We start from the raw sequence: 14,773 nt of genomic DNA on the forward strand, positions 1-14,773 counted from the left end.
GAAGCCGTAGCCCGTGCAGAGCCTGATGGGTACACCCTGGTGATTGGTGGGCCAGGAACACATGCGACCAACCAGCTCGTCAATCCAAACGTGAAGTACGACACGCGTAAGGATTTCACCCACATAGCGTTGCTAAGCCGTGCACCGGTTCTGCTGGTAGCTTCGCCCACGCTCAAGGCGAGCAGTGTGGCGGAGCTTGTGGCGATGGCCAAGGCCAAGCCGAATTCGCTGAACGTGGCGCTGACCGGTATCGGCTCGTCCGGGCACATGACCACCGAGCTGTTTAAACAGACCGCAGGCGTTTCTCTGAATGCCGTGCCATACAAGGGTGATGTCCCTGCGATGACAGACTTGATGGGGGGGCAGGTGGATCTGTTGTTTGTGCCTGCGACCTCCGCAGTGTCGTTTGTCCAGGGCGGCAAGCTCAAAGCGCTGGCGGTAGCAGGCTCGCAGCGCATGGCAAATCTGCCAAATGTACCGACGATGGCCGAGGCCGGGCAGCCTCGCATCGTCAATTACTCATGGACCAGCTTATCCGGTCCCGCCCGGATGCCAGCCGATATCGTGCACAGACTTAATAAGGAGTGCCAAGCAATTCTGGCTCAGCCGGACGTAGTTGCCCAGCTGGCAAAAATAAACAACGTGCCTACGTCCGGGACGCCAGAACAGGCCGCCAGCTTCATTGCGGGAGAGGTCGAGCGATGGACCAGCGTAGTGAAGACAGCCAACATCCGAGCCAATTGACTTATCAAGATGCTACCTAAGAATCACTTCAAGCGCGCATTGCAAGCGGGGCGCGCGCAGATCGGATTGTGGTCCACCATCCCGTCCCCCTATGTATCCGAACTTGTGGCAGGCGCCGGCTACGATTGGGTGCTTTTGGACACCGAGCACACGCCGACCGATGTTCCTTTGATGCTGAGCCAGCTTCAGGCCACAGCAGCTGCACAGCCAGCTCCTGGGACGTTGCCAGTTCATCCTGTCGTGCGACCCGCGTGGAACGATCCAGTGCTGATCAAGCGCTATCTGGACATCGGCGCGCAGACACTACTGTTGCCCTTCGTACAGAATGCAGAAGAGGCCCAGGCTGCAGTGCGGGCTATGCGCTATGCGCCGGAGGGTATTCGCGGCATGGGCGGCTCCACCCGCGCGTCCAATTTCGGGCGGACAGCAGATTATGTGAGCCGCGCCGCTGATGAACTGTGCTTGCTGGTGCAGGTGGAGACCGCCGAGGCACTAGAGCAGATCGAGGCCATTGCGGCAATCGATGGCATCGATGGCATCTTCATCGGTCCGGCCGACTTGTCGGCTAGTCTTGGGTACGCCGGCAAAGCGCGCCATCCTGCGGTGGACCAGGCCATCAATGACGCGATCCGCCGCATTCGGGCTTGCGGCAAGGCACCCGGCATCCTGATGGTGGATGAGCCGCGCGCTCGTGAGTGCCTGGAGCTGGGTGCCCAGTTCGTTGCCGTGGCGCTGGACACGATCCTATTGCGCGATGGCCTGGATGCTGCGGCCGCGCGCTTTCGCGAGAAGGCCCCGGCCGCCGTGAGGCCGGCGACTGCCGGCAGCTATTGAGGAAGCCCCATGTCTTTCGATCCTCAATCCTGGCTGGCTGAAGCGCGCGCACTGATCGGAGAGGCCCATGTCCTTTCCGAAGAGCGCGGCGATGACCTGTCCGCCTACATCCGAGACTGGCGCAACAAGTTCGAGGGCATGGCGCTGGCGGTACTGCGCCCCGCCAATACCGACGAAGTGCAAGCGATCGTGCGGTTCGCAGCACACACCGGCGTGGCCCTGGTGCCGCAGGGGGGCAACACGGGCATGTGCGGCGCGTCGGTGCCCACAGCCAGTGGCCGGCAGGCCATTCTGCAGCTCGGCCGGCTCAACCGCATTCTCGAAATCGACCCCGAGAACAACACTGCAACGGTGGAGGCGGGGTGCATCCTGCAGACCCTGCAGGAGCAAGCCGCGGCAGCGGGGCGGCTGTTCCCCTTGTCACTGGGCGCCGAGGGCTCCTGCCAGATCGGCGGCAACATCGCCACCAATGCGGGCGGCGTGCAGGTGCTGCGCTACGGCAACATGCGCGACTTGGTTCTGGGCCTCGAAGTGGTGCTGCCGGACGGCGAACGCCTTGACCTGCTGCGCGGGCTGCGCAAGGACAACACGGGCTACGACCTCAAGCAATTGTTCATCGGCGCGGAGGGCACGCTCGGCATCATCACGGCGGCCACGGTCAAACTGTTTCCAGCCCCGAGCGCCGAGGTCGTCGCCTTCGCGAGCGTATCGTCCATCAATCAGGCCGTGCGGCTGCTGGGCGCCATGCGCGGCCACCTGGGCGAGCGCTTCACCGCGTTCGAGTTGATCTCCAGTGCGGCGGTTGATCTGGTGCGCCGCTATTTCCCCGACACCCCTGCTCTGCTGGAGGGCAGTTGGCCCTGGTACGTGTTGATGGAAGCGGCGGACGGCGGCAGCGACGAAACCTTGCGTGATGCCATGCAGGCCGCGCTGATGGCCTGCATGGCGGACGCATGCCTGGAGGACGTGGTACTGGCAAGCAATCTGGCGCAAGGCCAGACGCTGTGGATGCTTCGCGAAAACATCACCCATGCCCAGCAGATGGACGGCAGCAACATCAAGCATGACGTCTCGCTGCCGATCTCGCGCATCCCGGTCTTCGTGGAGCAGATGCTGCCAGCGTTGCAGCAGGCATTTCCCGGTACCCGGCCCATCGTCTACGGGCATCTGGGCGACGGCAACCTGCACTTCAACGTCAGCGCACCGGCCGGCATCGAGCCCGCCGCATGGCAACGCGAGACCGATGCCGTCAACAAGCTGCTCCATGACGCCGTGACCGCGATGCGCGGCAGCATCAGCGCGGAGCATGGCATCGGCCAGCTCAAGCGCCACGAGATGGCTCTCTACAAGACGCAGGCCGAGCTGAACGTGATGCGCCGCGTCAAACAGGCGCTCGACCCACAAGGCTTGATGAACCCAGGCAAGGTCTTGTAGTAGCCCCCAGCCCTGTGGAATTCCTTTTTCATGGTTGCTAGCGCTTGATGGATAGGCGCTGGAGCCGCCTTTTTTTGCTTGAAACCACCATGCGCAACGACCAAACCACCGCCCCTACCATCGGCCACCTGATCGACGGCCAGATCGTCGCCGACACCGAGCGTACCCAGCCGGTGTTCAACCCCGCCACGGGCCAATCCACCACCAATGTGGCGCTGGCGAGCAAGGCCACGGTGGAAGCCGCCATCGCATCGGCCGAGCGCGCCTTCCCCGCCTGGCGCAATACGCCCCCGCTCAAGCGCGCCCGCGTGATGAGCAAGCTCAAGGTGCTGCTGGAGCAGCACGCCGACGAGATCGTCACCCTCATCACTGCCGAGCACGGCAAGGTGCTGGCCGACGCGCATGGCGAGCTGCAGCGCGGCATCGAGAACGTGGAGTACGCCAGCTACGCGCCCGAGCTGCTCAAGGGCGAGCATTCGCGCAACGTCGGTCCCGGCATTGACTCGTGGGCGGAGCACCAGGCGCTGGGCGTCACCGCCGGCATCACGCCCTTCAACTTCCCGGCCATGGTGCCGCTGTGGATGTGGCCTATGGCCGTGGCCTGTGGGAATACCTTCGTGCTCAAGCCCTCCGAGCGCGACCCGAGCAGCACCTTGCTCATTGCTCAGTTGGCACTGGAGGCTGGCCTGCCGCCCGGCGTGCTGAATGTGGTCAACGGCGACAAGGAAGCAGTGGACACGCTGCTGGCCGACCCGCGCGTCAAGGCCGTGAGCTTTGTCGGCTCCACACCCATCGCCGAGTACATCTATTCGGAAGGCTGCAAGCATGGCAAGCGCGTGCAGGCCCTGGGCGGCGCGAAGAACCACGCCATCGTCATGCCCGACGCCGATATCGGCAATGCCGTGCGCGCCATGATGGGCGCGGCCTACGGCTCCTGCGGCGAGCGCTGCATGGCGGTACCGCTGATCGTCTGCGTGGGGGACGACACGGCCGACGCGATGATCGCAGGCCTGAAGACCGAGATCGCCAAAATGAAGGTCGGCCCCGGCACCGACAACGCCAACGACATGGGCCCGCTGGTCACCCAGCCCCACTTCGAGAAGGTCAAGGGCTACGTCGATGCCGGCGTGGTCGAAGGCGCCACCCTGCTGGTGGATGGCCGCGGCCTGAAGGTCAAGGGGCATGAAGAAGGGTACTTCCTCGGCCCCTGCCTGTTTGACCACGTGAAGCCCGGCATGCGCATCTACCAGGAGGAAATCTTCGGCCCAGTGCTCGGCATCGTGCGCGTGAAGACGCTGCAGGACGGCATGCAGCTCATCGACGACCACGAGTATGGCAACGGCACCTGCATCTTCACCCGCGACGGCGAGGCGGCGCGCTACTTCACCGACCACATCCAGGTCGGCATGGTGGGCGTGAACGTACCCCTGCCGGTGCCGGTTGCCTACCACTCCTTCGGCGGCTGGAAGCGCAGCCTGTTCGGCGACCTGCACGCCTACGGCCCCGACGCCGTGCGCTTCTACACCAAGCGCAAGACCATCACGCAGCGCTGGCCCTCGGCCGGTCTGCGCGAGGGAGCGGTGTTCAGTTTCCCGAGCAGCCGGTAACCCACATCTTTTCCTTACTGCATCACCACACAGGAGACAACACGATGAGACGTTTTCTTGCCACGTTGGCCCTGGGGCTCGTCGCGACAGGTGCCGCGCTTGCGCAGGCTTGGCCCGCTCGACCCGTTACGCTGCTCGTTTCATTCGCACCTGGTGGCTCTTCCGACCTGGTTGCACGCACGCTCATCCCGAAGCTCCAGGAAAAACTGGGCGGTACCGTGATCGTGGAAAACAAGCCTGGCGCAGGCGGTGTATTGGCTGCGAACGTGGCCCGGCGCGCTGCACCCGATGGCTATACGGTGCTTGTCTCATCGTTGGGGCCGTTTGTGCTCAGCCCGCATCTGGTCAAGAACGTTGGCTATGACGCCCTCCATGATTTCGACTACATCACCGTAGCCGTACAAGCGCCCAACGTGCTGGCCGTGCCCGCCGCGTCGCCCTACAAGAACTTTGGTGATTTGCTGGCTTCCCTCAAAGCCAACCCCGGCAAGGTGACCTTTGCCTCGGCCGGCAATGGTACTTCCGACCACCTGACGGCCGAATTGTTCTGGCAGGAGACGGGCACTCGCGGCGTGCACGTGCCGTACAAGGGTGCAGGCCCCGCCATGGCTGATCTGCTGGCCGGCCACGTGGACGCCTACTTCATGAACACCGGCATGCCCAACATCAAGGCCGGCAAGCTTCGGGCACTGGCCATCACCGGCTCTGAGCGCTCGCCACTGCTGCCTGACGTACCCACCATGAAAGAGCTGGGATACAAGAACGTGACCGTCTATTCGTGGCAGGCCTTCGCAGCGCCCAGAGGCCTGCCCGCCGACATCAAAGCCAAGCTACACGATGGGCTGGTTGCAGGTCTGAACGATCCGAAAGTCAAGCTTCGGCTGCGGGATCTGGGCTTCGAGGTCGTCGGCAATACGCCTGAACAGTTCACCGCCTTCCAGGCCGCCGAATTCGCGCGCTGGAAGAAGGTGATCGAGACCGGCAAGATCAGCATCGATTGATTGCTGCTCATCACGATCACAGACTGAAAACACCATGACTGATACCACTAAGCCATTTTTTATCAAGATGCATGACGGCGATAACGTTGCCATTGTCGCCAACGACGGCGGCCTCGACGCCGGAGCCCGCTTTGCCGACGGTCTTGTCCTGATCGAGCGGGTGCCCCAGGGCCACAAGGTGGCCCTGGAGCCCATCGCCAAGGGTGCACCGGTGCGCCGCTACAACGTCGTGATAGGCACCGCGCTGCAAGATCTACCGGCCGGCAGTTGGGTCCATGAGCGGGTGCTGGCCATGCCCGAGCCGCGCTCGCTCGACGATCTGCCCAAGGCGACGCAGAGCGCGTCCGCAGCAGCGCCGCTTACGGGCTACACCTTCGAGGGCTATCGCAACGCCGACGGCTCGGTGGGCACGCGCAACATCCTGGCCATCACCACCACGGTGCAATGCGTGCAGGGCGTGGTGGAAACCGCCGTGCAGCGTATCAAGTCCGAGCTGCTGCCGCAGTTTCCCCACGTGGACGACGTGGTGGGCCTGGAGCATGGCTACGGCTGCGGCGTAGCCATCGACGCGCCCGACGCGGTGATTCCCATCCGCACGCTGCGCAACATCAGCCGCAACCCCAACTTCGGCGGCGAGGTGATGGTGGTCAGCCTGGGCTGCGAGAAGCTGCAACCAGAACGCCTGCTGCCAGCCGAGGCTCCCTTAGTGCCGATGCCACGCGACGCGGCGCCGCAGGCCGAGCCGGGGCTGGATGTGGTGTGCCTGCAGGACGAAGCGCACGTGGGCTTCATGAGCATGATCGACTCCATCATGCGCCAGGCCCGTGTACACCTGGAGCGTCTAAACGTGCGACGGCGTGAGACGGTGCCGGTGAGCGAGCTGGTGGTGGGGGTGCAATGCGGCGGTAGCGATGCCTTCAGCGGCGCCACTGCCAATCCCGCCGTGGGCTTTGCCTCCGATCTGCTGGTGCGTGCCGGCGCCAGCGTGATGTTCTCCGAGGTGACCGAGGTGCGTGACGGTATCGCTCAGCTTACCGCCCGCGCAACCACTCCCGAGGTGGCCGAGGCGTTGATCGCCCAAATGGCCTGGTACGACGCCTACCTGGCGCGCGGCCGTGTGGACCGCAGCGCCAACACCTCGCCGGGCAACAAGAAGGGCGGCCTGTCCAACATCGTCGAAAAGGCCATGGGCTCGATCATCAAGTCGGGCTCGGCGCCGATCAGCGGCGTGCTGGCGCCCGGCGAAAAGCTGGCGACCAAGGGCCTGACCTACGCGGCCACGCCGGCGTCCGACTTCATCTGCGGCACTTTGCAACTGGCGGCAGGCATGAATCTGCACATCTTCACCACCGGGCGCGGCACGCCCTATGGCCTGGCGGCCTGCCCGGTGATCAAGGTGGCCACGCGAAGCGACCTGGCACGGCGCTGGCATGACCTGATGGACGTGAACGCCGGCCGGATCGCCGACGGCGAGGCCAGCATTGAGGACGTGGGCTGGGAGCTGTTCCACCTGATGCTCGATGTGGCCAGCGGCCGCAGAAAACCCTGGGCTGAGCATTGGAAGCTGCACAACCAGCTCGTGCTGTTCAACCCGGCACCGGTGACCTGATGCCGAAGCGGCCTGCCGAGCCATACCCACCCACAAAGTATGCGGAGCCAACGTCAGCTCCGCTTTCGGGCCTCATTGCCCCGAGTCAGGAGACAGCCCTCATGAAACGCCCCTACGAGAGCCTGCGCAGCGCGCGCTGGTTTGCCCCCGACGACTTCCGATCCTTCGGCCACCGCTCGCGCGTGCTGCAGATGGGCTATGGCTACGACGACTGGATGGGCAAGCCCGTGATCGCCATCGTCAACACCTGGAGCGATGCCAACCAATGCCACGCACACTTCAAACAGCGCGTGGACGACGTCAAACGTGGAATCCTGCAGGCGGGCGGGTTCCCGCTGGAGCTTCCGGCCATCTCGCTATCCGAGAGCATGGTCAAGCCCACGACCATGCTGTACCGCAACTTCCTGGCGATGGAGACCGAGGAACTGCTGCGCAGCCATCCGGTGGACGGCGCGGTACTCATGGGCGGCTGCGACAAGACCACGCCCGGCCTGACCATGGGGGCGTTGTCCATGGGCATCCCGTTCATCTACCTACCCGCCGGCCCCATGCTGCGCGGCAACTGGACGGGCAAGGTGCTGGGTTCGGGCTCGGACGCCTTCAAGTACTGGGACGAGCGCCGCGCGGGCCGCCTGTCCGACCAGGCCTGGGCCGAGATGGAGGCCGGCATCGCGCGCAGCCACGGCACCTGCATGACTATGGGCACGGCCGCCACCATGATGGGCATCGCAGAGGCCGTCGGTCTGGCGCTGCCGGGCGCATCCAGCATCCCCGCGCCCGACGCCAACCACATCCGCATGAGCGCCGAGTGCGGCCGTCGCATCGTCGAGATGGTGTGGGAAGACCTCACGCCCGCGAGACTGCTCACGCGCGCCAATTTCGAGAACGGCATCGCCTGCGCCATGGCCATGGGCTGCAGCACCAATGCCATCGTCCACCTGATCGCCATGTCGCGCCGCGCCGGCCACCCGGTGAGCCTGGATGATTTCGACGCCTTCAGCCGCCGCGTGCCCGTGATCGCCAACATCCGGCCCAGTGGCGATGCCTACTTGATGGAGGACTTCTTCTACGCCGGCGGCTTGCGCGCCCTGTTGGAACGCATCCGCTCCCACCTCAAGACGGAGGCCCTGACCGTCAATGGCCAGACCATCGGCGAGAACATCGCGGGCGCCGAAGTCTACCACGACGACGTGATCCGGCCGCTCGACAATCCCATCTACGCCGAAGGCGCGCTCGCCGTGCTGCGCGGCAACCTAGCGCCCGACGGTGTGGTCATCAAGCCCAGCGCTTGCGCGCCGCATCTGCTGCGGCACACCGGCCGGGCGCTGGTGTTCGACGACTATCCCAGCCTCAAGCTGGCCGTGGACGACCCTGACCTGGACGTGACCGGCGACGACATCCTGGTGCTGCGCAACGCCGGCCCACGCGGCGCGGGCATGCCCGAATGGGGTATGCTGCCCATCCCCACTAAGCTGCTCAAGCAGGGCGTCTCGGACATGCTGCGCCTGTCGGACGCACGCATGAGCGGCACCAGCTATGGCGGCTGCCTGCTGCATTGCTCGCCCGAGGCGGCCATCGGCGGCCCGCTGGCGCTGGTGAAGACCGGCGACCGCATTACCGTGGACGTACCCTCCCGCAGTATCCACCTGGAAGTCAGCGACGAGGAACTTGGCCGTCGCAAGGCACAGTGGACGCCGCCGCCCGCGCGCTACGAGCGCGGCTACGGCTGGATGTTCGGCCGCCACATCTTGCAGGCTAACGAAGGTTGTGACTTCGACTTTCTCGAAACCACCTTCGGCAAGGCCGTTCCCGAGCCCGACATCTTCTGATTGAAGCCCTATGAACCCGACAACCCGGGCCCGGCTCATGAACGTGAGCACCGCGACGCTGTGTACCGTGCTTGTCAAGGGCGGCATGCACAACCAGTTCATCCAGGACGTGCGGCCATTGAACTCCGGCCCGCCCAACATGGTGGGTGAGGCCTTTACGCTGCGCTATATGCCTGCGCGCGAGGACGCGCCGGTGTTCTCCGCTGACGTGGTCGTGGGCGAATCCGAGGGCGTGATCCCCGGCAAGATCGCCGCCGAGGCGACTGAGATGACCGTGTTCGAGGACTTCGTGCAGGAAAAGGGGATGGAAGGCCGCCCCATCCTGGGCCTGTACCCGCCCACCGACGAGAACAGGCGCACCGACTTTGCCGCATGGCGCTAGGTTTGTCGACGCTAACGCATTTCATTTTAAACGATCCGAGGACACATCATGAAGCACCACATCATCCGTTCGATGGCCGCAGCGTTGCTCGTCTGCAGCATGGGCGCCCACGCCCAAAACGGCCCCTATCCCAACCAGCCCGTGAAATGGGTCGTGCCCTATGCGCCTGGCGGCACCACCGACGTGATCGCGCGCAACCTCGCCACCCGCATGGGCCGGGACCTGGGCCAGCCCGTGGTGGTGGAGAACAGGCCCGGCGCAGCCACCATCATCGGCGCTACTCTCATCGCGCGTTCGCAGCCTGACGGCTACACCGTGGGCACGGCCGATTCGGGCACGCTGGCATTCAACCCCGCGATGTACGCTTCGCTGACCTACGACGCAAACAAGGATTTCACACTCATCGGCGGCCTGGGCAAGATGCCGCTAGTGCTCGCCGTCACGCCCAACTTCCCAGCGAAGAACGTACAGGAGTTGCTCGCGATCGTGAAAAAATCTCCTGGCGCCATCTCCAACGCGACGCCGGGAGCCGGCTCTCCGCAACACGTGGCCCTGGAACTGTTCAAGCAGCGTACGGGCACCGACCTAATGCACGTGCCCTACAAGGGCTCGGCCCCCGCGCTGCAGGACCTGATGGCCGGGCAGGTCCAAACCATGTTCGTGGACTTGCCGCCCAGCCTTTCGATGATCAAGAGCGGCAAGGTTCGCGTGCTGGCCGTGGCCACGCCGCAGCGCCTGCCGCTGCTTCCCGATGTGCCCACCATGGCCGAGGCCGGCGTGCCAGGTTTCGAGGCCTATGCGTGGCAGGGTTTCGTCGGCCCAGCCAAGCTCCCAGAAAGCGTGGTGAACAAGCTGAACAAGGACCTCGTAGCCGCGCTCAAGCATCCCGAGATGCGCGCCAAGCTGGAGGAGTTGGGTATCCAGCCCATGCCCATGGCTCCTGCCGAGTTCGCCGGCTTCGTGCGCTCGGAGCAGAAGCTCTGGAGCAGCGTGATCAAAGCAGCCAACATTCGCCTTGATCAGTGACCTGCGGCAACTTGACTTTTTGAACCTTGCAAGAGACACATCACATGAGCGCCTCCTACCCCAACGTCCAACTCCTGATCGCCAACGAATGGGTCGATGCCGCCAGTGGCAAGACCATCGAAGTGCGCAACCCAGCCACGGGTCAGGTCATCGGCACCGTGGCCCATGCCGGCATCACTGAACTTGACCGCGCGCTAGCCGCTGCGCGAAAAGGCTTTGAGATTTGGCGCGACGCTTCGGTCTATGAGCGCGCGGCCGTCATGCGGCGCGCTGCCGCTCTGCTGCGCGAACGCGCTGACTGCATCGCTCGCCTGCTGACACAGGAAAATGGCAAGCCGTTAGCCGAGGCGTGCACTGAAGTAAATGCAGGCGCTGACATTATCGAATGGTTCGCTGACGAGGGCCGCCGTGTGTATGGGCGCATCGTGCCGGGCCGCAACGTTGCCGCACAACAACTGGTGATCAAGGAGCCCGTGGGGCCCGTGGCGGCCTTTACGCCCTGGAACTTCCCTATCAATCAAATTGTGCGCAAGATTGGTGCCGCACTGGCCACTGGCTGCTCCTTCCTGTGCAAGGCCCCCGAGGAAACGCCAGCCGCACCGGCCGAGCTGATGCGCTGCTTCGTCGATGCAGGTATTCCGGCTGGTGTGGTCGGCCTAGTTTTTGGCGATCCCGGGGAGATTTCCGGCTACCTTATCCCTCATCCTGTGATTCGCAAAGTGACATTCACTGGCTCCACCGCTGTGGGCAAGCGGCTGGCAGCGTTGGCGGGCCAGCATATGAAGCGCGTGACCATGGAACTGGGCGGCCATGCCCCCGTGATCGTGGCCGAGGACGCCGATATAGCACTGTCCGTAAAGACCGTTGGTGCAGCCAAGTTCCGCAACGCGGGACAGGTCTGTATCTCGCCCACGCGCTTCCTGGTGCATAGCAGTGTGGTCAACGAATTCACAAAGGCGTTCACACAGCATGCGCAGACACTCAAGCTCGGCGATGGCCTCGCCGAAGGTACGACCCTGGGTCCATTGGCCAATCCACGCCGCGTAGCAGCCATGCAGAAATTGGTGGCCGACGCCCGCCAACGCGGCGCCGACATCCTCACTGGCGGCGAGCGCGTGGGCAGCGCAGGCAACTTCTTTGCGCCGACCATCATCAGCAACCTGACGACCGAATGCGACCTGTTCAACAATGAACCGTTCGGCCCCGTCGCAGGCGTGCTGACCTTTGATCGACTGGAAGAGGCAATTGCCGAGGCCAATCGCCTGCCCTACGGACTGGCAGCTTATGCCTTTACGCGCTCGATTAAGAACGTGCATTTGCTCGCCGATCGCGTGGAGGCCGGAATGCTGTGGGTCAACCAGCCCGCTTTGCCTTCGGCAGAGCTGCCCTTCGGGGGTATTAAGGATTCGGGTTACGGCACGGAAGGAGGCCTAGAAGCGATGGAAACTTACCTCAACACTAAAGCAGTATCTGTGGTGGGTGTCTGACTTGTATCGGTACGACGCAATCCCGTAATACGCCCGCCGCGCCGCGCGAACGCACCGGCGGTCAGTTGGTGGTGGACCCGTTGCTCGTGCACGGCGTCAAGCAGCTCCTCACCGTGCCGGGCGAGAGCTTTTTGGCCCAGCTCGATGCGCTGCCGCCCACCTCGGCCCGCCATCGAGCGAATCGAGAACGCGCGCAGGGCGTCTGTGACGGACAGCGTGCCCTCGGCCGAATCCTTGCGCCCCGCGAACGGAAACACGTCCGGCCCGCGCTGGCACTGGCACTGGCACTGGCACTGGCACTAGCAGTTGATGTTCACGCGGTAGACCTGATTCACGAGTGGATCGACGAGCGCGCCGATCTGTTTCGGATCGGATCCGAAGATGCTGACCTGCTGCCCGTGCTCCGACGTCGTCACGTAATCGAGCGCGACTTCCACGTCATCGAACGGTGCAACCGGAATGATCGGCCCGAACTGTTCCTCGCGATACAGCATCATCCCTTCGAAAACGGGATACACGACGGCCGGATAGAACAACGTCTTGCAGAACACGCCGCCCGACGCGTTCACCACCTGCGCGCCCTTCGCCTTCGCGTCGTCGATCGCCTCGGTCATGTAAGCGGTGCGATGCACTCCCGGCAGCGGCGTAATCCCAACGCCTTTCTCCCACGGCATGCCGATCTTCATCTTCGCGAGTTCCTCGGAAAACCGCATCAGGAACGGGCCGACGATCGACCGATGCACGAGCAGCATCTTCAGCGCTGTGCAGCGCTGCCCGTTGAATGAAAGCGCGCCGAGGAGGCACTCCTTCACGGTCAGTTCGAGATCCGCGTCCGGCAGCACGATCGCCGCGTTCTTCGCGTCGAGCCCGAGAATCGCGCGTAGCCGGTGCGACTTCGGATGCTGTTTCTTTAGGTGATCGGCGACCTTACTCGACCCGATCAGCGCGAGCACGTTGATCTTGCCCGACGCGAGCATGTGCGGCACGATCACCGCGCCTGGCAGGTATTCAGCCCGGCAGTCTCCCAGGCATACTCCAGCAAGGCCAGCAGCCCTGCCGTTCGCCGAGCGCTATGGCTGCGATCGCCCGCTACCGCCTCGGCCGGCCCCGTCGGTGCATCGCGCGGCATCACGGTCAAGGCCAGATCCAGGCGGATATCCAGTGTCCCGTCCTTGACCGCGAACGGCGCCGTCGAGACGGTGCCTTCCGGACGCGTGCCCCAGGCTCGCCCGAATGGGCAATCCTTCGCGTGCAGGTGCGCCTGTTCAGGCCATCTGGCCAGCGGGTAGGACGTCCGTGGCGACGGATCTGCAGCTTCGGGAAGGGAGAACTGCCGATACATCCGCACTCGGCATGGCCAACGGTGCGCTTCGCGCGCTCGAGCACCGCGTAGTAGTCGCTGTCGCTCTCTATCAGATCGGAGAGGGCATAGGGCTGGCCCAGGATGTGTACAAGATGGCTCATTCGCTGCCTCCTGCGTGGGCAAGCCAACGGCGCCGCTCGACGATCACAGCGGCTTCGGCACGGGTGAACGGGTCGCACTCCCGGATCGACAGCACGGGAAGGAAGCGCAGCGGCAACAGCTCCAGGTCGCTGCGGCCATAGCCCAGCGCGGCGGAGCGCCGAACCTCGGCGGCATGCCCTTCCGGATCCGAGTCGCGCGGGCGGAGGGTCCCCCGGCTGCACGCCACGCACTGGCACGGGTACATGGTCGTGTGGTTCCTAGTAGTTCGGGCGGTAGGGCACGCCGGCGTTAAAGCGGCTCTGCCAATGCTGCAGATAGCGCCTCGCCAGGTCGGGCCGGTCCCCGATCACCAGCACGTTTTCGCTGTTTCGCCGGGCCGCGGCATCGCTGTAGTTGAAGCTACCGGTTTCGACCGTGCGGCCATCGACACACAGGAATTTGTCGTGGTGAATGGCAAACGTGCTGACGGTGCACACCGGGATGCCGGCGGTTACCAGCGCGCCGAGTGCGGCGGCGGCCTTGCCGCTACGGTCCTCCACCAGATTGTTGCGCTGGTCGACTACCATCTGCACGTCCACGCCGCGCCGGCGGGCGTCCATCAGCGCTTTCGTGACGGGGGCGGAGGTGAAGCTGTAGGCGGACACGCGGATCGATTGCTTGGCCGATCCAATCACCTTGAGCACGAGCTCGAGCGCGCCGGCTTCAGGGGAAAAGGCCGCCTCGATATCGATCGAAGTGGTGACGACGGCAGACGCCGCTTCGGGAAAGCCAAAGCTGAATGCGTGTGCCAGCCCGGGCAGCAGCGGCAAGAGGATGTTTAGGCATAGGGTGATTCTTCGGAGGGGCAATGGCGGGTGGGTTCATCCATTGTTGCCCGCCATCGCTGAGGGGACGCCCGCAAAAGGCAGGGGAAAAGCGTGCCGATTCGCACGTCCGTCGCTCAGCGAGCGCGACTGCAGGTCGTCGTAGTGCTGGTTGCCCATGTCGTCCAGGCCCGAGGACAGCAGGAAGACGAAGATCGATAGGATGATTCCGAGCGCCCAGGACTCGCATGCATAGCCGGCATAGGCACCCATGAGCGTGTAGAGCGCGGTCGAGACCCAGCCGATGAGTCGGCGCGCACGCGCGCTCGACAGCACAAGGAAGCCGACCAGCGCCGCGAGGGCCAGGCTGGCGTACGGATTCATGCCGATCAGGATGCAGGCGGCGGCGAGCATCCCCGTGGCCATGCATTCGGAAAAGACGACCGATGACCAGTACTGGTTCGCTTCCTGTCGGAGGGTCGCGCGGCGAATATCGTGTTGGCGAATCATGTTGTGTGTATCCATAATGAGGGCGAAGTTGTCGCCCATTTG

14 protein-coding genes and 1 pseudogene are annotated in these 14,773 nt (G+C 64.2%); 10 read left to right on the top strand and 5 right to left on the bottom strand.

Annotated elements, in window-relative coordinates:
• The 10 genes from AC07XB_RS34975 to AC07XB_RS35020 all read left to right on the top strand — a co-directional run.
• On the top strand, window positions 1-744 hold a 744-nt coding region (locus AC07XB_RS34975; RefSeq protein WP_493688174.1), incomplete at its 5' end, for a Bug family tripartite tricarboxylate transporter substrate binding protein.
• Window positions 745-747: 3 nt separating this feature from the next.
• Window positions 748-1,578, top strand: a complete 831-nt coding sequence (locus tag AC07XB_RS34980; protein ID WP_492831469.1) for an aldolase/citrate lyase family protein — start codon at window positions 748-750, stop codon at window positions 1,576-1,578.
• A gap of 9 nt (window positions 1,579-1,587) precedes the next feature.
• Window positions 1,588-3,012: an FAD-binding oxidoreductase gene (locus AC07XB_RS34985; RefSeq protein ID WP_492831461.1), complete on the top strand. Its 1,425-nt coding sequence runs from the start codon at window positions 1,588-1,590 to the stop codon at window positions 3,010-3,012.
• A gap of 89 nt (window positions 3,013-3,101) precedes the next feature.
• Complete coding sequence (locus AC07XB_RS34990; protein ID WP_492831460.1) at window positions 3,102-4,619, top strand: CoA-acylating methylmalonate-semialdehyde dehydrogenase; 1,518 nt, start codon at window positions 3,102-3,104, stop codon at window positions 4,617-4,619.
• Window positions 4,620-4,663: 44 nt separating this feature from the next.
• Window positions 4,664-5,620: a Bug family tripartite tricarboxylate transporter substrate binding protein gene (locus tag AC07XB_RS34995; RefSeq protein WP_492831459.1), complete on the top strand. Its 957-nt coding sequence runs from the start codon at window positions 4,664-4,666 to the stop codon at window positions 5,618-5,620.
• Window positions 5,621-5,654: 34 nt separating this feature from the next.
• On the top strand, window positions 5,655-7,229 hold the full coding sequence (garD, locus tag AC07XB_RS35000; protein ID WP_492831458.1) for a galactarate dehydratase: 1,575 nt from the start codon (window positions 5,655-5,657) through the stop codon (window positions 7,227-7,229).
• A gap of 101 nt (window positions 7,230-7,330) precedes the next feature.
• On the top strand, window positions 7,331-9,058 hold the full coding sequence (araD, locus tag AC07XB_RS35005; protein WP_492831457.1) for an L-arabinonate dehydratase: 1,728 nt from the start codon (window positions 7,331-7,333) through the stop codon (window positions 9,056-9,058).
• Between the two features lie 10 nt (window positions 9,059-9,068).
• On the top strand, window positions 9,069-9,440 hold the full coding sequence (locus AC07XB_RS35010; protein WP_492831456.1) for an RraA family protein: 372 nt from the start codon (window positions 9,069-9,071) through the stop codon (window positions 9,438-9,440).
• Between the two features lie 48 nt (window positions 9,441-9,488).
• Entirely contained in the window at window positions 9,489-10,466 is a 978-nt protein-coding gene (locus AC07XB_RS35015) for a Bug family tripartite tricarboxylate transporter substrate binding protein (protein ID WP_492831455.1), read from the top strand.
• A gap of 44 nt (window positions 10,467-10,510) precedes the next feature.
• A complete protein-coding gene (locus tag AC07XB_RS35020) occupies window positions 10,511-11,953 on the top strand; it encodes an NAD-dependent succinate-semialdehyde dehydrogenase (RefSeq protein WP_492831454.1) in 1,443 nt (480 codons plus the stop codon).
• 170 nt (window positions 11,954-12,123) lie between these two features.
• Here AC07XB_RS35020 and AC07XB_RS35025 read toward each other — a convergent pair.
• The 5 genes and pseudogenes from AC07XB_RS35025 to AC07XB_RS35045 all read right to left on the bottom strand — a co-directional run.
• Window positions 12,124-12,960: pseudogene (locus AC07XB_RS35025) on the bottom strand (aldehyde dehydrogenase family protein); the annotation flags it as partial.
• Window positions 12,942-13,295 (bottom strand): DUF1173 family protein, encoded by a 354-nt coding sequence (locus tag AC07XB_RS35030; protein ID WP_492831453.1) that lies wholly within the window; start codon window positions 13,293-13,295, stop codon window positions 12,942-12,944. The pseudogene AC07XB_RS35025 and the gene AC07XB_RS35030, both read right to left, overlap by 19 nt.
• Before the next feature lie 118 nt (window positions 13,296-13,413).
• A complete protein-coding gene (locus AC07XB_RS35035; RefSeq protein ID WP_492831452.1) occupies window positions 13,414-13,662 on the bottom strand; it encodes a hypothetical protein in 249 nt (82 codons plus the stop codon).
• A gap of 13 nt (window positions 13,663-13,675) precedes the next feature.
• Window positions 13,676-14,233 carry a phospholipase D family nuclease gene (locus AC07XB_RS35040; protein ID WP_492831468.1) on the bottom strand — a complete coding sequence of 186 codons (558 nt, stop codon included), beginning with the start codon at window positions 14,231-14,233 and terminating at the stop codon, window positions 13,676-13,678.
• A 45-nt stretch (window positions 14,234-14,278) separates the two neighbouring features.
• On the bottom strand, window positions 14,279-14,770 hold the full coding sequence (locus tag AC07XB_RS35045; protein ID WP_492831451.1) for a hypothetical protein: 492 nt from the start codon (window positions 14,768-14,770) through the stop codon (window positions 14,279-14,281).
• Between the last annotated feature and the right edge of the window lie 3 nt (window positions 14,771-14,773).

The organism is Cupriavidus sp. GW821-FHT02F09, from assembly GCF_059421605.1.